This window comes from Planococcus circulans (assembly GCF_020023385.1).
Taxonomy (GTDB): Bacteria; Bacillota; Bacilli; order Bacillales_A; family Planococcaceae; genus Planococcus.
Window position 1 is genome coordinate 13,454 of sequence record NZ_JAIQCL010000003.1, and the last position, 19,684, is coordinate 33,137.

The following is a 19,684-nucleotide window of genomic DNA, read 5'->3' on the forward strand; positions in this document are numbered from 1 at the left end:
AATTAGCGTGAACCCGATCGAACAAATTTTGAACCGCTTCCCAATTGTCATTCTTGACGGCGCGATGGCCACAGAGCTTGAGAATTACGGCTGCAATTTAAATGACCGCTTATGGTCGGCAAAAGTCTTGATGGAAAACCCGGAATTGATCAAGAAAGTTCACTTGGATTATTTTCAGGCAGGTGCAGATTGCGCAATTACCGCCAGCTACCAGGCGACTATCGAAGGATATAAAGAAAGAGGGTTGACCGAGGAGGAGGCAATCGGCTTGATTGACAAGTCTGTTGCACTTGCAGCAGAAGCCCGTGATGAATTTTGGTCAGATTTGCAGGATCAATCAAACCGGCCGAAACCACTCGTTGCCGCTTCTGTCGGGCCATATGGAGCGTTCCTGTCGGATGGTTCTGAATACCGCGGTGATTATTCGGTGAGCGAAGAGGAATTGATTGCCTTCCATAAAGAACGGATCCGGGTGTTGGTTGGAGCGGGTGCAGATATTTTAGCGTGTGAAACCATCCCCTGTCTGGCGGAAGCTAAAGCGATCGTCAAAGTATTAAAGGAGTTTCCGGATGTCTATGCGTGGTTCAGTTTCAGCGCAAAAGACGAATATCACATAAGCGATGGAGAGAAAATCGCCAAATGTGCGGAGTGGTTGGATGGCCAACAGCAAGCAGCGGCAATCGGCATCAATTGTTCAGCACCCCACCTCATCGAATCGTTGATCAACGAGGTGAAGAGCCAGACCAGCAAGCCGGTCATCGTGTATCCGAATTCAGGTGAAGAATACGATCCGACAAGCAAGACATGGGGGAAAGGTTCTTCAGCAGATCTGTTTACCTCAAATACACGGCGCTGGCATGAAGCCGGTGCCCAGATCATCGGAGGGTGTTGCAGAACTGCTCCTGAGGATATCAAAGCGATTGCTGAGTGGGCCCGTAAATAGATGTTCCGTTGCTTGAAGAGGCATCAGAGAGCCATATGGAGCGCCTGGTTATAAGTAGTTTTTTGGTGGAAGCAATTAAGTATAAGCCGGTAACATTGCATTGCAAACTCTGGTTTAAATAGATAAGAGAATAGAAGGGTTTAGAAGCGGGAAGATGCGAAACTTCGAAAGAAGGTTCTCTTCCCGTTTTTTGTTTTTCAGGATTTCTTGATTCTAGTAGATGAGTTCAGGCATCACAAAGTAGAGCCGCCTCAATTCGCTTTCATTATGGTTCATACAATCCCAAGTTCTGTCTAAGCCTATTTTATAATGTTTATATAAATGAGCGATTGGCAGTAACTTTCAATGATCAAGCAAGCGGCCATTGTCATGCCACTGGCCGTACATTTTATTTTCCCTTGTATTTTCGATGAATTTCTCCAATCTTTTATTGAAAAGTTCAGGGTCTTTTTTATGGCTTTGGATGGTATCGATTCGGATTCTTCTGTAGAGTTCGGGAAAGTTCAGGAAGTTTTGATAAACTTGAGCCTCTTTTTTCAGGCGTGCTTCAATCTCCTCATCGATGAGAAAGGACTCAGGGTGCATATCGGGTAAGACCCGCCGGCCTCTTTCTGTCATCAACCCTAATTTCTCCAATCTTCTTATTCTTTCTTTATTCAACTCAGTAAAATGGCTGTTTTTCTTTCTTGGAGATAGCCGTTGAGCCGTTTTCGTATCAGACAGCTTCTTTTTGGTGCTGTCGATCCAGCCGAAACATAAAGCTTCTTCGACTGCGTCTAAATATTGGACGACTCCTGGTTGCTCTTTTGTGCTGACGGCCACCCAGCAGAACTTTTCTGCCGCAGAATTTTCCTCAAGCCACTCCCTCAATTCCTGCCGGGTCTTCACGTCGAGCAGATTCTCGATTTCCATTTTGGCCAATCCTTTCTTTAAGGAATATTTGCCCTTAGTATAACGGGTAAATGAATCATTGGAAAAGTATGGACGTTCTTTGCATGGTGTATTCAAAACAGCCGAGTTAAAGGAAAATAAAATTAGTCTTGTAGGAGATGAAACAGCAAAGAGGAGCCGTAAAACCGGCTCCTCTTTATCTGTTCATTATGGATTTTCAACTCTTTTTCAAGAAAAAAGAGAAATAGTCATCGTCGTTTCAACAGGTTTGGTTTCAACCATGATTTTTCCGTTGCGGATCGAGTAAAGAACGGAAGACTGCGTCCGGATTGCTTCGTATTCAGATTCAGAATCGATGACGATCAAGTTGGCTTGATGGCCTTCTTTGATGCCATAGCCTTCTTCAATCGCCAGTGTTTTGGCGCCATTGATGGTGATCAAATCAAGCGCTTTTACGATATGGGCGTAATCTGTCATAAGGCAAGCATGCAGACCGGTATCGACGACACTCATCAAGTTGCCGTCACCGAGCGGATACCATGGATCCATGATCGAATCGAGACCGAAACAGACATTGATGTCATCTGCCAGCAGTTCCTTCACGCGTGTGATGCCGCGGCGCGCCGGATGGCCATCGAAGCGTCCCTGCAAATGAAGATTGGCTTTTGGCAGCGAGACAAAGTTGATATGGGCTTTTCTCAAGGTCTGGAACAATTTATACGTATAGGCATTGCTGTAAGAAGCCATGGCCGTCGTGTGGCTGGCTGTTACACGATGTCCAATGCCCAGTTTCAATGCCTCGCCTGCAAGCACTTCAAGATATCTGGATTGGTCATCATCGATCTCATCACAATGGATATCGACCAATTTATCGTAGTTGACAGCCAGTTCAAGCGCCTTACACACCGAACGGACCCCATCTTCCCGGGTCAATTCATAATGTGGAATGCCGCCGACGACATCAGCGCCCATCTCCAATGCTTTGATCAGCAGTTCTTCCCCATCCGGTTTGGTGTACAAGCCTTCTTGAGGAAGTGCTACAATCTGCAGATCCATCCACGGTTTGATTTCTTCTTTTACTTCCAATAAGGCTTCCAATCCTTTTAAGGTCGGATCGCTGACATCGACGTGTGTCCGTACATGCTGGATGCCGTGTGTCAGCTGCATCTTGATCGCCGTCAACGCTCTTTTTTTAATATCGTCTTTTGTTTCCGTTACGAGTTGTTTTCGTTCTGACCAAATTTCTATTCCTTCGAAGACAGAACCCGATTGGCTCCATCGCGGCGTTCCTGCTGTCAACACGTAGTCCAGGTGGATATGGGGCTCTACGTAAGGGGGCAATACGATTTTTCCTTTTAAGTCGATGGTTTGCTCATCAGTTTCCTCAGTTGTGTTTGCAGCTTGTTTGATGGAGTTGATTTGTTCCGATTGGATCGAGATATCCCATTTTCCTTCTTGTCCGTAAAGCTTTGCGTTTTTTAATAACATGCAGCTCTCTTCCTTTCGAGAAATTAGATTCTTCTGGCGGTGTTTTGAAAGCTTCAGCGAGGCCAGTGCTTCTCGCCAATAGATACGATTCACCTCACTGGCATCTTATCAAAACCGGAGGAAATATGCCGAGTCGACCCCTTATCCCTGGTAGTTGGGGGAGGCTTATCAGCCTTCAAATCTTCCTCCTAACTTCCGTGCTTCTTCCAAGACTTTCCTTCATACTAAAGAAAACGTGAAATGGGAGCGGAAAAGCTTGATATATCCTGTATAAATTCCAATCTGATAAAAAAGGAGACGATTACGATGAACGAACTCTTCATTAAACAAAAGGTATTCAGTCTAAGCGGCAAATTTGCTGTGAAGGATAAGGAACAGCAGGATGTCTATTATGTGGAAGGCAGCTTTCTGCAGATTCCTAAAACCTTCTCCATACTGAATATGGCAAGGGATGAAATCGCGCTCATCACCAAAAAGACCTTCAGCTTTCTGCCGAAGTTTTTTGTTGAAGTGAACGGACAGGAGCGGTTAACGATCAAAAAGGAGTTTTCTTTGTTCAAAGCCCGCTATACAATTGACGGTACCGGAATTGAAATCCATGGAAACTGGTGGGATCTGGATTTTCAAGTAGTGCAAAATGGAGAAGTGATTGGCCAGGTGAGCAAAGAATGGTTGAGCTGGGGAGACACCTACAAGGTGGAAATTTTGGATGAGGAGATGGAGACGGTCGTCATCGCCATTGTGATTGCGATTGACTGTGTCAAAGCTGATCAGGCAGCTGCTGCGTCTGCTGGGGGTTCAGTGTAGTTTAAAGTGAGACGATGAAATTGAGTTTAACGTATAGCCGTTAAAAAGAAGCAATTCCTTGGCCATCCACTGGCTTCTGGAATTGTTTCTTTCTTTTGTTCAATATTAAAAAATCATTTCTGCTTTCTTAAAAAAAACTTTAAAAATGCTACTTATAATTTACTTATCCCTTGAAGAAAGGCATACCGATCCAAAAGACAAACGAAATAATGATTACTAGGAGGAAGAAAAATGAATGGTTCAATCATCTTCACAATCAATTCTACTGATATCCTATTGCCGGTGTTCATGCTTTTGATCATCTACTTGCTTGTTGCCACCTTGTTAAAGAAAAACTATTCTTTCGGCCAATTTACGCTAATGCTGTCTTTCAACGTTTATTTTCTCGCTATGATGCATTTGGTGTTTTTTCCAATTGAAGTGAATCTCGGTGAATATCGAAACCTGACGCCGTGGTACAAATCCACCAACTTTATTCCGGTCTTGACGATTGATCTGAAGACTTTCCTGTTGAATATCATCATGCTGGTACCCTTTGGAATGTACTTGCCGTTTTTAAGCTGGAAAATCCGGTCTGTTAAACAGGCAGCCCGTCTAGGGTTTTATGTTAGTTTATCGTTTGAACTCACTCAATTGGCCGTCCGGATTTTGCTCGGAAGCGGGAGAAGTACAGATATCAATGATTTGATTGCGAATACATTAGGCGCTGTGATAGGGTTTCTACTAATAAGGAAAATTCTAAGAATTTCACAGGCTCAAACCATTTTCCACAAATTCTGCCTGGAAAAAAGAGCTGGAATAGGTCGGTAAGATGGATTTTAAAGAGGGGGAGAACAAGCGTGAGCCATATTGTTTTAATCGTTGATGATGACCGTGACATTGCGAGGCTGGCAGAGATTTATTTGCAAAATGAAGGGTATGAGGTTTTGCAGGCACAGGACGGATTAGAGGCATTGGCAGTCATCGAACATGTTTCTGTTGATCTGATCGTTCTGGATGTTATGATGCCCCGCATGGACGGTTTGGAGTTTTGCAGGCAGGTGCGGGCAACTAGTCAGATACCGATTCTTATGCTTAGCGCCAAGGTGCAGGACATGGACAAAATCACTGGACTGATGACGGGTGCAGATGATTATATGACCAAACCGTTTAATCCGCTGGAATTGAATGCTCGTGTAAAGGGGTTGCTGCGGCGTGCTAGCTATATTCCGCGAGACAGGGAACAGGGGAGCATCCAGATCGATTCCTGGGAAATCGATAAAAAAGGTCACAGGGTCAGTGTACATGGCAAGGAAATCAAATTGACTTCCAGCGAATTTGATATCTTTTATTTGTTGGCTAAAAACCAAGGCACTGTTTTTAGTTCGGAAGAAATTTTCAAGCGGCTGTGGCAGGAAGACAGTATGGGATCAAACAAGACAGTGATGGTGCATATTAAGAATCTTCGGGACAAGATGCAGGCAGCCAGTCCTAGGGAAGCTTTAATTCAAACTGTCTGGGGAGTAGGCTATAAAATTGAAAAAAGTCGTTAAGTTTATTCCGATGTGGAAATCGCTGCTATACATCTTTCTGGCAATCATACTGACAGCCGCCGCCGCTCAAGTCCTTCTTTTTGCCTTGTATTTCCTGGAAACAGAATCTTCCAGGCTCGCGGGTTTTATCGAGCTGAGCGGCTCTTTTGGTTTAGTGCCTTTCTTCCTATTATGTCTACTGCCATTTGCTCTGATCTTATCTTACTTTTATCTGTTTGAGCGGCAGCGATATGCGGAAAGTGCGATGAAGAACATGATGAAAGAAATGGAAAATATCGCAAAAGGGCAGTTTGAGCAAGAATTGACAATTGAAGATGGAGGAGTAATAGGGGAACTAGCCGATAGGGTGAACCAACTCGTTCTGCAGTTAGAAAAAGCGAAAGCCGAGCAAAAAAAAGCTGCTGAGATCAAGAATGATTTAATCACCAACGTCGCGCATGACCTTCGTTCTCCCTTAACATCCATTGTCGGCTATTTGGATTTGATCAACGAAGACCAGTACAAAAACGAAGTGGAGCTCAGGTATTATATCCAGATCATCCATCAGAAATCCCATGAGTTGAACCAATTGCTCAATGATTTGTTTGAGTATACCTTGGTGCAGAATAAAGAAGCACTGGTCAATGAAGTACCCATCAATCTGGAAGAAATGCTGAACCAGTTGTCCGTTCAATTCCAGTTCCAGCTTAAAGAGGCAGGAATGGAGATGCGGCAGCAATTTTCATACACTGAAACACCGTTTGTAATAGGAGAAGGAACAAAGCTGGCCAGAGTATTTGAAAACCTGATTCAAAACGCCATCCGGTATGGGAAAGATGGAAAGTATATTGATCTTCTGGTAAAGGAATCGGAAGGACTCATCGAAATTGAAATAGCGAACTATGGCCAAGTTATCCCAAGCATTGATTTGCCATACCTATTCGAACGGTTCTACAGAGTCGAAAAATCACGTTCCCAGTATACAGGGGGTTCGGGGTTAGGTTTAGCTATCGTAAAAAGCATTTTGGAATTGCATGGCGGACAAATTGAAGCAGAAAGCTCATTGGGAAGAACAGCTTTTGTGGTGAAACTTCCTAAAAAGAGTCATTAATTACTGGTTTCAGCACGTATTTTCATAATAAATAGCGATGAAACAATAAAAAGCAAAACTGTCCTTTCGTCATACTTACTGATGAAAGGGCGGTCTTTTTTATATAACAACAGCCTTGTCACGACAAGCACGACAAAGTTGACTTTCCTTGTTATTGAATACGCTTCCATTCAAGGGCTATGATGGAAACACATCATAGAGAGATAAATTAACTTTCAGTTTTTCGGCAGACGGTGTTCTGCAGCGCCGCGTATCTTGAAAACTTTCGTACAGCTTCACAAACTACATTTCGAAGGAGAGGATCACATGAACGAATCAACAATGAAGGTTCGGATACAAAAGTTCGGTAATTTCCTGAGCTCCATGGTTTTGCCGAATATCGGCGCATTTATTGCTTGGGGATTGATTACAGCCCTATTCATCCCAACAGGATTTATTCCGAATGAAAACCTTGCTTCACTAGTGGGGCCGATGGTTACCTATATGCTGCCGCTTCTGATCGGTTATACAGGAGGCCGGCTGATTTACGATCAGCGTGGTGGGGTGGTCGGAACCATCGCAACAATGGGGGTCATTGTCGGAGCTCCGGATACCCCAATGTTCCTGGGTGCCATGATCATGGGTCCGCTCGGCGCATATGCTATCAAGAAATTTGACCAATTGATCGAAGGGAAAGTCCGGACCGGCTTTGAAATGCTGGTCAATAACTTCTCTGCCGGTATTCTCGGCGGCGCATTAGCCATTTTTGCATTTCTCAGCATCGGACCGGCTGTAAGTGCTTTTACTTCGGTTCTTGTTTCTGGAGTGGACTGGTTATTGGCAGCGGGATTATTGCCGTTGACGAGCATTTTGATCGAACCGGCAAAAATTCTGTTCCTGAACAACGCCATCAACCATGGTGTGTTGACACCAATCGGCTTGGAGCAGGTCCAACAGGCAGGCAAATCGATTCTGTTCCTGCTGGAAGCGAATCCGGGTCCGGGACTTGGTGTACTTCTTGGGTTTATGCTGTTTGGAAAAGGCATCGCCAAGCAGTCAGCTCCGGGAGCAGCCATCATCCATTTCTTCGGGGGGATTCATGAAATTTATTTCCCCTACGTCTTGATGAAGCCGATGTTATTGCTGGCTGTCATTTTCGGCGGAATGAGCGGAGTTTTTACACTTGTTTTAATGGGTGGCGGATTGGTTGCTCCCGCATCGCCGGGAAGCATTCTGGCCATTGCAGCGGTTACACCGCCTGAGGGAATGGCTTACCTGGCCAACTTTGCTGCCGTCTTTGTCGCAACTGCCGTGTCTTTCGCCATCTCAGCAGTCGTATTGAAATCGAGTAAACAAACAGATGAAGATATGGAAGAAGCCACAAAGAAAATGGAACAGATGAAAGGCAAAAAGAGTTCTATTTCCCGGGAAATAACACAGCCTGCTGGAAATGTCAGCGGAGTATTCCCATCAAATGTCCAGAAAATCGTTTTTGCCTGCGATGCCGGAATGGGATCGAGTGCAATGGGTGCTTCTCTCCTGCGCAAGAAAGTAAAAGAAGCAGGTCTGGATGTAACAGTGACGAACACGGCAATCAGTACAATTCCGTCTGATTCCCAAATTGTTATTACACAGGAAAAATTGACGCCGCGCGCAGAAAATAAAGTGCCGGATGCCTATCATATTTCAGTCGATAACTTCCTATCAAGCCCTGAATACGATCAACTGATCGACCGTCTGCAAACAGGCGTGACAGGTGAGCAGCATAAACTTGTCGAAGAAAGTGAAGCAAGTGTCCCACATAGCACTGAAGACGATCAGCTCCTGCTGGAGGAAAACGTCTTTATGAACCAGAAATTCCGCACAAAAGAAGAAGCAATCCGGTTCGCGGGGGAAGCATTGGTCCGGGGCGGATATGTCGAAGAATCCTATGTGGATGAGATGATGAAGCGCGAGGAAATCACGACAACCTATATGGGTAATAATGTCGCCATTCCCCACGGCACGGAAAACGCCAAAAAATCTGTCCTGAAGTCGGGCTTTACTGTTGTTCAGGTTCCAAATGGAGTAGACTTTAATGGAGAAAGCGCAAAAATGATTTTTGGCATCGCCGGAAAGGATGGCACACATTTGGAAATCCTTTCAGGAATCGCCGTCATTTGTGCAGAACAACTTAATGTAGACAAGCTGGTCAATGCGAAGTCCGCTAAGGAATTAATCGCCATCATCAACAGCAATTAAATAGCAGCAACAGAAAGGCGGGGATTCCTGCCTTTTTGTTCTATTCTCTATAAGTTGAGCCAATGATTTTTACTTGTTGAACTAAATCAGGTTTTTGGCCCGAGTGTATTTCTCTAAGATCGCTATATTACTCGATATACTTTAAGAGTACAGTGAAGAATATAAGTTTGCTTTGAATTCACCAAGTCTCTTAGCGCCGGCGCGTCCACGGGCAAAGCGAAGCAAGAAGACAGGCGTCCTTTGCCTGGCTTCTTGCGGGAGCTATGCCCAGAGCGACCGAAGCAGTATATAGTGTATAAAAATCCTGATTCTTAAGTTCAACTTATCTATCTACATTTCCTTGTTCTAAAAAAAAGGCACTTAAAAGTGAAGTGAGTGAGGCCGATGTTTATTACATTTAGGGAAAAGTCCATTATCGAGCTGATCGTCCGAACTTCTGGAAAGCATACCGTGCATTCGTTGTCTTCCTATCTGGATGTCAGCGCCCGGACGATCCAGCGGGATTTGAAATCAGTAGGGAAGATGCTGAAGCAATTCGATTTGACTGTGGAACGCACAGGCGATGAAGGGCTTTTTATTGCCGGTCCGAACGAGCAGGTCTACCGCCTGATACAAAATTTGATCACCGTCAGTCCAGCAGATGAAACACCGGAAGAGAGAAAGTTGAAGCTGCTGGTTATTTTGCTGCATGAAGGCCCGTTTTTCAAAATGCAGGTGCTGGCAGGCCAATTGGGGATCAGCACGGCCACGTTGACAGCCTACTTGGATGATGTAACTGACTGGTTGCGGAAGTTTTCAATCGAGTTGTCCAGGACAAGAGGCGTCGGCGTAGAAGTAAATGGCGGAGAAGCCAATAAGCGGCATGCACTGGGTGGCTACATCCTCGCTTATTTTTATGAAGAGATGGTTGAGAGTTTGTATTTTCTCCAGCAAGGAAAAAATAAGGAAGAGAAGATTCTTGGCTATTTTTCGCCGAAGTACTTGGTTGTCGTGGATCAATTAGTGGATCAAAAAATCAATAAGGAACAAACAAGATTGGCGGACAGTGACTACATTGGATTGGTGGTCTATAGCTGTCTGGCTCTTCAGCGGACGGAAGCTGGCTTTCTGCTTGAACCGAAGAACCAAAAAGAAGTTGGTTCAGACACTGAATATCGCTTGATGGAAAATGTTTGTACAGAGTTGCGCGGGCGGTTTTCTATTGGGCTGACTGCAGCGGATGTCCAGTTTTTAGCAGTAATTCTGAAAGGCTCGAAAGTACAGACGGCTGACTTGGCTTATTATGACAGTGTGCTGCTCGGGCGGCTGATTAAAAACCTGATCCGCGATGTTTCAGCGCAGCTGCATGTCAATCTGATCGATGATTTTTCGCTGTACCAAGGGTTGCTCGCACATATGGGGCCTTCGATTTTCCGCCTAAACCAAAAGCTGGAGTCCTTCAATCCATTAACCGATGAAATCAGGCGTAAGTACCCGGTGTTGTTCATGGCGGTCAAGCAAGGTCTGGAAAATGAATTCACGGACTTGGATTTTTCCCCTGACGAGACGGCGTTTATTGTCCTGCATTTCGGCTCCGCTTTGCTGATGAACGAAGAAAAGGTTCGAATTGACGTGGTCGTCATCTGTCCGACAGGCATCGGGACTTCCAAAATGTTGGCAAGCCGCATTCAAAAAGAACTGCCCGAAATCAATTCAGTGGAAGTGTTGTCCATCAACGATTTTCAATCCGCTCATTTCCAGGATTACGATTTGGTGATTTCAACGATCCGCCTGCCCGTCACGGAAGTGGATTATATAATGGTGAGCCCCTTATTGAGTGACAGGGATATCGGCTATATCGAAAGTTACCTGCAGAACAATGTCGGGAAAATCACCGGCAAAAAGCACTACCTGAATGCCGGAAATCTCGGCGAAACGATGCTTGCGAACAGTCGGCCTGACGTACAGATGGTTCTTCAGGATATGAAAGAAGTGCAGAGCAGTATGGAAGCGATCCTGGCCAACTTCAAGGTCCTCAACAAACATCTTGCGACGGATCATTGGAAAGTTTTGGAGGAAGTAATCGAATCAGCAACAGAGGGTGGACTCATCACAGATGCAGCTTCTGCTTTGAACGAATTGAAAGAGCGTGAGAAAAAAGGCGGATTGGGGATTCCGGAAACCAATATGGCCCTTTTCCATTGCCGGGATGATTCTATCCAAAAACTCGTGTTTCAAATAATCCATTTGGATGATCCGCTTCTGGTCAAAGGGATGGATGGCAAAGACATGCAGATGAAAAACCTGTTGCTGATGTTGGCGCCAACGATGTTGAGTGGAAGGGAACAGGAAATACTTAGCTTGATCAGTACTAGTTTGATCGAAAGTGATATAGCCATGATGATTTTTTCGTCATCCAACGAAAAAGTGATCCGGCAGAAATTAGAAGATATTTTCTTGGATTATCTACAAAATAAGTTGATAAAGGAATGATGACAATGAAACAAGCCGTTCATTTTGGAGCAGGAAACATCGGCAGAGGGTTTATCGGGGCTTTGTTTTCCGAATCGGGATACCACGTGACGTTTGTAGATGTTGCAGAGCAGGTTATCAATAAGCTGAATGAAGAAAAAGGGTATCAGGTAAAACTGGCTCAGCCACAAGAAGAATCCATCACCATCGAAAACGTGTCAGGCATCAATAATAGGACACATGACACTGATGTCATTGACGCGATTCAACAAGCGACCTACTTGACCACAGCAATCGGCCCGAACATTTTGCCGAGAATCGCGCCGCTGATCGCCCGCGGTCTGGCGAACCGGGTGACGGCAACAGATGACAAGCTTTATATCATCGCCTGCGAAAATCAGATTGGTGCAACGGATATCCTGAAGCAGCATATCCTGGACAACCTCGATGAAGAGACGAAAAACCAGCTGGAAGGAAAGGTCTATTTCTTCAACTCGGCTGTTGACCGCATCGTGCCGATTCAGGACCAAAGTTCACTGGATGTCCTGGTTGAGCCTTATTACGAGTGGGTCGTGGAAACGACTGAAGACATCCCGCCGGTTACCGGCATGACAATGGTCAAGGACCTTGCGCCGTTCATTGAACGGAAGCTGTTCACAGTGAACACGGGCCATGCTGTTATTGCTTACCTCGGCTATCTGGCAGGTAAATCGACGATTGATGAAACCTTGGCTGACGAGAAGATTGTCGAGCAGGTCAGAGAGACGTTGAAGGAGACCGGTGCCTATCTGGTGAAGGAATATGGCCTGGATGAAGAAGAACATCTCACGTACATCAACAAGAACATCGAACGCTTTAAGAATGCGTACCTGAATGACGGCGTTACACGCGTTGGACGTGCCCCGATCCGCAAGCTTGGTCCTGAAGACCGGTTGATCCGACCGGCAACCCAGGCACAAAAAGCGGGTCTTTCTTACACCAACCTGGCGAAGGCCATTGCTGCTGCGTTGGCGTTCGATTATCCAGAAGATGAGGAAGCGATGGAAATCCAGGAGATGATCCGCAAAAACGGGCCGGCCGCTGTTTTGCAAACAGTCAGTGGCTTGCCTGAAAACAGTGACATCACAAAAGCAGCCGTACGTCATTATGAAGCTTTACAAAGACGGTAATCGTGCAGGATAAAGCGGAATATAAAATAAGCCCAAATGCTGACATTCTGGACAATGTCAGCATTTGGGCTTTTCAGGCTCATTTCTTCTTAAAACAGGCATCTTTCTTTTTAAGCCGTTCTACTTAAGGTATAATTGACAGGCAAAAGTAGATAGGTAGATACGATAAATATGATATAATTACACAATTGAGGCAGAAAAGGTGCGTTTTTCGGTTGAGCCTGGCTTTTTGTATTATTTGATCAGGAGCAAGCTGCACCTATTTGCAAATATACGGGATAAGGAAGGTTATAATGGACAACCAACAGAAAAAAAGAAACGTCATCTTAATCGGTGCTGGTGTCATGAGTGCGACTTTAGGATCGATGCTTAAAGAGCTAGCACCAGACTGGAACATCAAAGTGTTTGAAAAACTTGAAAAAGCGGGATCTGAAAGTTCCAACGAATGGAATAACGCAGGAACCGGCCACGCTGCACTTTGCGAGCTGAACTATACTCCGGAACAGGCAGACGGTTCCATCGACATCAACAAAGCGATAAAAATCAACGAACAGTTCCAGCTTTCAAGACAGTTCTGGTCTTTCCTTGTAAACAATAAACGCATTGCAAACCCTCAGGACTTCATCATGTCGATTCCCCACATGAGTTTAGTGCAGGGAGAAGACAATGTCCGATTCTTAAATAAACGCTTCGAAGCATTATCAGCCAGCCCGTTGTTCAACGGCATGGAATATTCAGCTGATCCTGCAAAATTGAAGGAATGGGTTCCACTTATCATGGAAGGCCGTACTTCAAATGAAGCAATGGCAGCTACAAAAATCGATTCCGGAACGGACGTCAACTTTGGCGCGTTAACGGAAATGCTGTTTGACCACTTGAAAGAGCAGCAGGTCGAGATGAATTACAAACATGCAGTTAAAGATATTAAACGCAGCGGCGACGGTACTTGGGAAGTAAAAGTGCAGGACCTGGAAAACGATAAAATCGAATACCATAGCGCTGACTTCGTCTTTATCGGCGGCGGCGGCGGAAGTTTGCCTTTGCTTCAGAAAACAGGCATTCCGGAATCCAAGCATATCGGCGGATTCCCGGTAAGCGGGATGTTCCTGGTCTGCAACGATCCTGAAATCGTCGAGCAGCACCATGCAAAAGTATACGGAAAAGCAAAAGTCGGAGCTCCTCCGATGTCAGTACCGCATTTGGACACACGCTTCATCGATAACAAGAAATCCTTGTTGTTCGGACCATTTGCCGGCTTTTCACCGAAGTTCCTGAAAACAGGATCGAATATGGACTTGATCGGATCTGTCAAACCGAACAACGTCTTTACGATGCTGGCTGCAGGCGCAAAAGAGATGTCACTGACAAAATATCTGATCCAGCAGGTCATGCTGTCCAATGAAAAACGCGTGGAAGAATTGCGTGAATTCATTCCGACTGCCAAGCTTGAGGATTGGGATGTCGTCGTAGCGGGACAACGTGTACAAGTCATCAAAGATACGGATAAGGGCAAAGGAACCTTGCAGTTCGGTACAGAAATCGTCACTGCTGCTGATGGTTCAGTTGCTGCATTGCTTGGAGCTTCTCCAGGTGCATCCACGGCCGTTCATGCAATGCTTGAAATCTTCCAAAGGTGCTTCCCGGACCAGGTAGGCGAATGGGAGCCGAAAATCAAAGAAATGATTCCGTCTTATGGCGTATCCTTGTCTGATAATCCGGAACTTCTTCAGGAAATCCATATTTCAACAGCAAAAGCACTTCAGTTGGATGAAAAAAGCCCTGTAGGAATCTAATTGCTTACGTAAGCTCCTCCCATCAAAGTCGATGAGAGGGGCTTTTTTGGACAGTTTTATCTACAAACGTATACAATTTATTCATATAATATAGGTTGAACTAATAATTTTTCACAGAAACAATTCTGTTATGGATATTCCACAAACCAGCTCCTAAAAACCCGGTGCTCCTGCATCGCTGCGCTAGCTTCGTCGCAAAGATACGATCCGAATTCCTTTCGGCCGTATCTTTCCTACGGGCTTGCGCCGAACTAACTCGGGCTAAACGCCCGAGTGGATTTCTTGTATGTCGTTGCACTGCTCCCGCGGAAGAACGGAGTGATGAGACCCCGCAGGAGCTTGCGACGAGGAGGCTCAGCGCTTCGTCCGCGGAAAGCATCCGCCTGGAGCACTTTCTTCGTTTCTTCACTCTTGTTGAGTTAAAAAAGTAAATTCTTTAGTTCAACTTATATAGACAGAAAAAGAAATCCAATTGACAAAAAAGGAGGTCCTGGACATGAAGAAAATCAACCAATACATTGATGCCGCCTTCACCACACAAGATCCACTTTTAGACAGAGTTGTCGCTTCCATAAAGGAAAATGAAATGCCTTCGATTTCTGTATCGCCATCGTCCGGCAAGCTGCTGACGATGCTGGTCTCAATCTCAGGCGCTAAAAATGTGCTGGAAATTGGAGCGCTTGGAGGCTATAGCGGTATTTGTCTGGCGAGAGGATTCGCCGGGAAAGAAGGGAAGTTGACTTCGCTTGAGCTTGAGGAACAGTATGCAGAACTGGCGCACAGCAATTTAACGAAAGCTGGATTCGGTGAACAGGTTTCCTACATGACAGGAGCGGCTTTAGAAAGCCTCGAAAAACTGGTGGAAGAAAATCGCAAATTCGATTTTTTCTTTATCGATGCAGACAAAGGAAACTATGAAAATTATTTGGATTACTGTCTGAAGCTATCAACTCCTGGCGCTTTGATCGTTGCGGATAATGTACTCGCAAGGGGAACGGTAGCGGACGATGCAGCTGAAGCCAGCAGCCATACAGAAGTGATGAAGGCATTTAATCTTGTTGTGGCGAATCACCCTCAACTGGAATCCTTATTGATTCCGATAGGCGACGGCCTGACTATCTCGCAAGTGAAAAACTGAAAAAAGGAGCATGTCTGAAGTTCAGACATGCTCCTTTTTAGGTGAACCGATAGAAAACTTATTTGAAAAACGGCGTTTTCTTCAAGGCAACTGCTACTGGAATTGCGATGATCAAACCAACCGTATTTTGGACAAGGTTTCCAGGAATCGAAGCGGCCGGGATAATCCAGCTGCTGAAGATGATGGCTTCGCCGAGGTAGTAGATAGCGACCATGAATGGAATCGAGACGATGGCAGCTAAAATATTGAATTTCGTACTGCCGCCTTTTCTGCCGCCGGACCAGGCGATCTTTCCGACCAGATACCCTTGCAGGCCGCGAGCGAGTATGGTAATCGGCGCCCATAAGGTCCAGCCGGAGACCAGATCAAACAGACCCATGCCGATTGCACCAGCAATCAGTCCTTTTTTTGGACCGAACAAGATGGCGATAATGAAGAGCATCGCGGTGCCCAAATGGACAAGCCCGCCGTTTGCCGCAATTGGCAGGCGAATATTCAGCAATAAAGTAGAGACAAAGACAAGTGCAATGGCCATGGAGCTTAAAATCAAATCAAATGTGCGGGTATTGGCTGCAGGTGAATAGCTGGTTGTTTTTTGCATCGGTGGTTACCTTCCTATCTTTTCTTTTTCAGATAAGATTAGCAGAGGACTGATCCAGTTAAAAGTGCCAATTCCGAATAAAACTTAGGGGTCAGTTTGAAAACCTCATCTTCATAGATGCTGTTTTAATCGAATATGTAAGAAAGCCCGGCTGCCTGCGGAAAACTTCCGCGTGCAACCGGGCTTTTAGTTGGTGTTTCTAGATCAGACGACAGGCTCTCCCTGGACAATTTCCATGATGTTCTTGTCCGTGGCTGCTACTGAGCCGGATTTGCTGAGTTTGATCGATTGGCCTTCTTCAAGGTTCGTGAAGACGACAGGCGTAATGATGGAAGCTGCGTTTTCTGCGATGTAATCCAAGTCCATTTCCATTAGAAGCTGTCCTTGTTCAACCAAATCGCCTTGTTCAATATGTGAAGTAAAGCCTTCACCTTTCAGATGGACCGTATCAATCCCGATGTGGATCAGTATTTCCGTTCCGTTGTCCGCCGCGATGCCGATGGCGTGCTTGGTAGGGAAGACCGTGACGACTTTGCCGTTCACCGGAGAGAATACTTTTCCTTCTGTCGGCTTGATCGCAAATCCGTCACCAACCATTTTACCGGAGAATACCTGATCCGGAACTTCTGAAATCGGAAGCAATTCACCGGTAATCGGGCTGTTGAATTCCAATGGTGTAGCTGAAGCGGCGGCAGTTGAATCTCCAGTTGGAACCGCCGTTTTTTCGGATGGTCGAGGCGCTTTGCCATTGATGATGTCCTGCATTTGTCCCCGCAGGCTATCTGAGACAGGTCCGAAAATGGCCTGGATGTTGTTTCCGACTTCCATGACGCCGGATGCGCCAAGTTTTTTCAATCTGTTTTTATCGACATTGCCTTTATCGGCAACGCTGACACGTAAGCGGGTGATACAAGCGTCAAGGTGGGTGATGTTTTCCTGGCCGCCCATAGCTGCAAGAATTTCATATGGCAAGTCGCCGACTTCACCTGTTTCCTCATCGCCTTCTTCATCAGCTTCGCGCCCAGGTGTCATCAAATTGAATTTTTTGATAGCAAAACGGAACCCGAAATAGTAGATGACCGAGAACACGAGACCGACAACAATGACCCAGAACCATTCTGTTCTTCCAGGCATTACCCCGAACAGCAGGAAGTCAATCAGTCCGCCGGAGAATGTCATCCCGATCTTAACGTTAAGCAAGTGCATGGTCATGAATGACAGACCCGCAAAAATTGCATGGATACCGAACAATACAGGTGCAACAAACAAGAACGAGAACTCAAGAGGTTCGGTGATTCCTGTCAGGAACGATGTCAAAGCACCTGAAAGCATGATGCCGCCGACAATTTTCTTTTTCTCCGGACGTGCACAGTGGTAGATGGCAAGTGCCGCAGCTGGAAGACCGAACATCATGAATGGGAATTTACCGGTCATGAATGTCCCGGCAGTAAAGTCTACACCGTCCTGCAGTTGAGCAAAGAAGATGCGCTGGTCGCCGCGGATGATTTCACCGGCAGCATTGGTATACTGGCCGAATTCAAACCAGAATGGCGAGTAGAAAATATGGTGCAAACCGAATGGAATCAATGAACGTTCAATGGTTCCAAATACGAACGCAGCAAGCGTACGGTTCGTTTCAAGCATGAAGTGGGAAAGTGTATTCAAACCGTTTTGGGCAAAAGGCCAAACCATGAACATTACAATACCAAGAAAAACAGCAGAGAAAGCAGTGATAATAGGAACAAAGCGCTTTCCAGCGAAGAAACCTAAAAACTGAGGCAATTGGATATTGAAGAATTTATTGTACATAAAGGCAGCAAGGACCCCGACGATAATACCGCCGAATACGCCTGTTTGCAGCGTCGGAATTCCCAGTACATTGGCATATGCCGGATCAGCGGTCATTTCCAGGGTGATTCCGCCAAATGCTTTCATCGTAACGTTCATGATCAAGTAACCGATGATGGCAGCAAGTCCTGCTACTCCATCACCACCGGCAAGGCCGATTGCGACACCTACAGCAAACAGCAAGGGCAGGTTATCGAAAATGACACCGCCGGCTTCCGCCATCACGAATAATAAGGACTGGATCCAGTCAGCTCCCATAAAAGGAACCGCTTCCAAAAATGATTCTTGTGCAAAGCTTGTACCGAAAGCCAATAGGATACCGGCGGCAGGTAAGAGTGCAACTGGCAGCATAAGGGCTTTACCGACTTTTTGCAAGGTACCGAATAAATTGAATGACATGCAATTTCCTCCTCGATGGTTCAAATTATGAAGCAGATCAATTGAAGACACAAAAAAGGCATGAGAAGAAAAGGGAAAAGCCGAGAAAAGGACAGTTTTGTCCTAAGGGTCAACTTTTGCATCTTTTCATACTCATGCCTGATCGAATCAGTAACACGTATGGTCAGAATTTATGTGTCAAGCGCTGCAGATGAATCGTCAAATACATGACTTCCGCTTCATCTACAGGCTTATTCAATTGGTTTTGCATTACTTTAATGAGCTTCCAAGCAAGATTATAGCATACGGGATATTCACTTTTCAACATAGCGGCCAATTTATTTTCTTCCCCCAGGGGAGCTCCTTTATCGGCACGGTCGATGGCGCGGTGGAGGTGCTGAATAAGGCGGTGGTAATCGATATTGTCTTTTTCCAACTGGATATCCAGGCTGTCTTCGATGATTTTCACCATTTTTGAGAGCAAAGCATGATAGCGATTGATATCGCGCAGGGACTTGTCTGTAACGGCACTGTGGACATGGAGTGCGATAAAGCCGACTTCCCCTTCCGGAAACGAAACGCCTGTCCGCGCTTCCACTTTTTTGACCACATCCTGGGCCACAATGTATTCTTTTGGATACAGTGATTCGATTTCAAATAAGAACGGATTGGAGAATTGGATTCCTTTTTTTGCCCGGTTAATGGCAAATGCGATATGGTCTGTCAGGGCCACGTGGATATGTTCGTTGAGTTCCTTGCCCATTTTTTCCTCGATGAACAAGAGCAGTCCGTGGATGAAGGCAATGAGCTGCTCCTCGATATAAGGAAGCAGATTGACGTATTGCTCCATTTCTTTTTCGTCCTGCAGCAAAAAGGTTTTATCTGCTTGGTCGAAAGGGACGGTATCCCCCTTTTTTCGATTAAAGCCAAGGCCATTGCCGATCAGGACAGCTTCTTTATACGTATCGTTGCTGGCGATGACGACATTATTATTCAATATTTTTTGTATGGTCAAGATTTGCTTCATGTTAGCCTCCATCTGCCACTGGACTTTCGTATCTGTCTGACTGGCATAAACAAACGATTTTCTGTGAGTATGAATCTGGCGCCATTTAACTGCTCCACGAAATTCCTTTAGGCCAATAGGATATAGTATCTCCTCTGTTTGCAAGCGGATCATCCATCAACCAGGATATAATCTGAAAATTCTTCTGTGCCTTATTCTAACATTTCTTGTCTGTCTGTAATAGATATTACTGTTGCTGGTGCCATGGGCTGTTGCGCATTCATTGAGTTTAAAAAACCCAAGGCGTATACTGAGGCTATATCAATTGT

15 protein-coding genes are annotated in these 19,684 nt (G+C 45.5%); 10 read left to right on the forward strand and 5 right to left on the reverse strand.

Features of this window, described 5'->3' with window-relative positions; all coding sequences use genetic code 11:
* Positions 1 to 7 precede the first annotated feature (7 nt).
* Positions 8 to 943, forward strand: coding sequence for a homocysteine S-methyltransferase (gene mmuM, locus K8U60_RS06515; protein ID WP_223636084.1), 936 nt, complete (start codon positions 8 to 10; stop codon positions 941 to 943).
* Between the two features lie 342 nt (positions 944 to 1,285).
* On the opposite strand, the gene K8U60_RS06520 is transcribed toward mmuM, so the two are convergent.
* Together K8U60_RS06520 and codA are read right to left on the reverse strand one after the other, a co-directional pair.
* Positions 1,286 to 1,855: a YdeI/OmpD-associated family protein gene (locus K8U60_RS06520; protein WP_223636086.1), complete on the reverse strand. Its 570-nt coding sequence runs from the start codon at positions 1,853 to 1,855 to the stop codon at positions 1,286 to 1,288.
* A 207-nt stretch (positions 1,856 to 2,062) separates the two neighbouring features.
* Positions 2,063 to 3,322 (reverse strand): cytosine deaminase, encoded by a 1,260-nt coding sequence (codA, locus tag K8U60_RS06525; RefSeq protein ID WP_223636089.1) that lies wholly within the window; start codon positions 3,320 to 3,322, stop codon positions 2,063 to 2,065.
* 306 nt (positions 3,323 to 3,628) lie between these two features.
* Between codA and K8U60_RS06530 the strand changes: the two genes are divergently transcribed.
* The 9 genes from K8U60_RS06530 (at position 3,629) to K8U60_RS06570 (ending at position 15,522) form a co-directional block, all read left to right on the forward strand.
* Positions 3,629 to 4,129, forward strand: coding sequence for an LURP-one-related/scramblase family protein (locus tag K8U60_RS06530; protein WP_223636092.1), 501 nt, complete (start codon positions 3,629 to 3,631; stop codon positions 4,127 to 4,129).
* Positions 4,130 to 4,360: 231 nt separating this feature from the next.
* The gene (locus tag K8U60_RS06535) at positions 4,361 to 4,939 is read left to right on the forward strand and encodes a VanZ family protein (RefSeq protein WP_223636095.1); all 579 of its coding nucleotides are present in this window, start codon (positions 4,361 to 4,363) and stop codon (positions 4,937 to 4,939) included.
* Between the two features lie 29 nt (positions 4,940 to 4,968).
* Entirely contained in the window at positions 4,969 to 5,661 is a 693-nt protein-coding gene (locus K8U60_RS06540; protein ID WP_223636098.1) for a response regulator transcription factor, read from the forward strand.
* Positions 5,645 to 6,751, forward strand: coding sequence for a sensor histidine kinase (locus tag K8U60_RS06545; RefSeq protein WP_431465471.1), 1,107 nt, complete (start codon positions 5,645 to 5,647; stop codon positions 6,749 to 6,751). The genes K8U60_RS06540 and K8U60_RS06545 overlap by 17 nt, the downstream gene beginning before the upstream one ends.
* Before the next feature lie 306 nt (positions 6,752 to 7,057).
* A complete protein-coding gene (locus tag K8U60_RS06550) occupies positions 7,058 to 8,971 on the forward strand; it encodes a PTS mannitol transporter subunit IICBA (protein ID WP_223636101.1) in 1,914 nt (637 codons plus the stop codon).
* Between the two features lie 384 nt (positions 8,972 to 9,355).
* Positions 9,356 to 11,443: a BglG family transcription antiterminator gene (locus K8U60_RS06555; protein ID WP_223636104.1), complete on the forward strand. Its 2,088-nt coding sequence runs from the start codon at positions 9,356 to 9,358 to the stop codon at positions 11,441 to 11,443.
* Positions 11,444 to 11,448: 5 nt separating this feature from the next.
* Positions 11,449 to 12,591, forward strand: coding sequence for a mannitol-1-phosphate 5-dehydrogenase (locus K8U60_RS06560; protein ID WP_223636107.1), 1,143 nt, complete (start codon positions 11,449 to 11,451; stop codon positions 12,589 to 12,591).
* Between the two features lie 293 nt (positions 12,592 to 12,884).
* Entirely contained in the window at positions 12,885 to 14,384 is a 1,500-nt protein-coding gene (locus tag K8U60_RS06565; RefSeq protein ID WP_223636110.1) for a malate:quinone oxidoreductase, read from the forward strand.
* Positions 14,385 to 14,880: 496 nt separating this feature from the next.
* Positions 14,881 to 15,522, forward strand: a complete 642-nt coding sequence (locus K8U60_RS06570; RefSeq protein WP_223636113.1) for an O-methyltransferase — start codon at positions 14,881 to 14,883, stop codon at positions 15,520 to 15,522.
* Between the two features lie 58 nt (positions 15,523 to 15,580).
* Here the strand turns inward: K8U60_RS06570 and K8U60_RS06575 are convergent, their stop codons facing one another.
* From K8U60_RS06575 to glcT, 3 genes are all read right to left on the reverse strand, one after another.
* Positions 15,581 to 16,123: an ECF transporter S component gene (locus K8U60_RS06575; RefSeq protein WP_223636116.1), complete on the reverse strand. Its 543-nt coding sequence runs from the start codon at positions 16,121 to 16,123 to the stop codon at positions 15,581 to 15,583.
* Positions 16,124 to 16,327: 204 nt separating this feature from the next.
* A complete protein-coding gene (gene ptsG, locus K8U60_RS06580) occupies positions 16,328 to 18,370 on the reverse strand; it encodes a glucose-specific PTS transporter subunit IIBC (protein ID WP_223636121.1) in 2,043 nt (680 codons plus the stop codon).
* A 163-nt stretch (positions 18,371 to 18,533) separates the two neighbouring features.
* Complete coding sequence (gene glcT, locus K8U60_RS06585; RefSeq protein WP_223636124.1) at positions 18,534 to 19,376, reverse strand: glucose PTS transporter transcription antiterminator GlcT; 843 nt, start codon at positions 19,374 to 19,376, stop codon at positions 18,534 to 18,536.
* Positions 19,377 to 19,684 lie beyond the last annotated feature (308 nt).

Excerpts from the sequence above, each read along its gene's own strand:
- glcT (WP_223636124.1), bottom strand. The coding sequence starts at position 19,376 with ATGAAGCAAATCTTGACCATACAAAAAATATTGAATAATAATGTCGTC.
- K8U60_RS06570 (WP_223636113.1), top strand. The coding sequence starts at position 14,881 with ATGAAGAAAATCAACCAATACATTGATGCCGCCTTCACCACACAAGAT.
- K8U60_RS06575 (WP_223636116.1), bottom strand. The coding sequence starts at position 16,123 with ATGCAAAAAACAACCAGCTATTCACCTGCAGCCAATACCCGCACATTT.
- K8U60_RS06550 (WP_223636101.1), top strand. The coding sequence starts at position 7,058 with ATGAACGAATCAACAATGAAGGTTCGGATACAAAAGTTCGGTAATTTC.
- ptsG (WP_223636121.1), bottom strand. The coding sequence starts at position 18,370 with ATGTCATTCAATTTATTCGGTACCTTGCAAAAAGTCGGTAAAGCCCTT.
- K8U60_RS06565 (WP_223636110.1), top strand. The coding sequence starts at position 12,885 with ATGGACAACCAACAGAAAAAAAGAAACGTCATCTTAATCGGTGCTGGT.
- K8U60_RS06560 (WP_223636107.1), top strand. The coding sequence starts at position 11,449 with ATGAAACAAGCCGTTCATTTTGGAGCAGGAAACATCGGCAGAGGGTTT.
- codA (WP_223636089.1), bottom strand. The coding sequence starts at position 3,322 with ATGTTATTAAAAAACGCAAAGCTTTACGGACAAGAAGGAAAATGGGAT.
- K8U60_RS06520 (WP_223636086.1), bottom strand. The coding sequence starts at position 1,855 with ATGGAAATCGAGAATCTGCTCGACGTGAAGACCCGGCAGGAATTGAGG.
- K8U60_RS06535 (WP_223636095.1), top strand. The coding sequence starts at position 4,361 with ATGAATGGTTCAATCATCTTCACAATCAATTCTACTGATATCCTATTG.
- K8U60_RS06530 (WP_223636092.1), top strand. The coding sequence starts at position 3,629 with ATGAACGAACTCTTCATTAAACAAAAGGTATTCAGTCTAAGCGGCAAA.
- K8U60_RS06555 (WP_223636104.1), top strand. The coding sequence starts at position 9,356 with ATGTTTATTACATTTAGGGAAAAGTCCATTATCGAGCTGATCGTCCGA.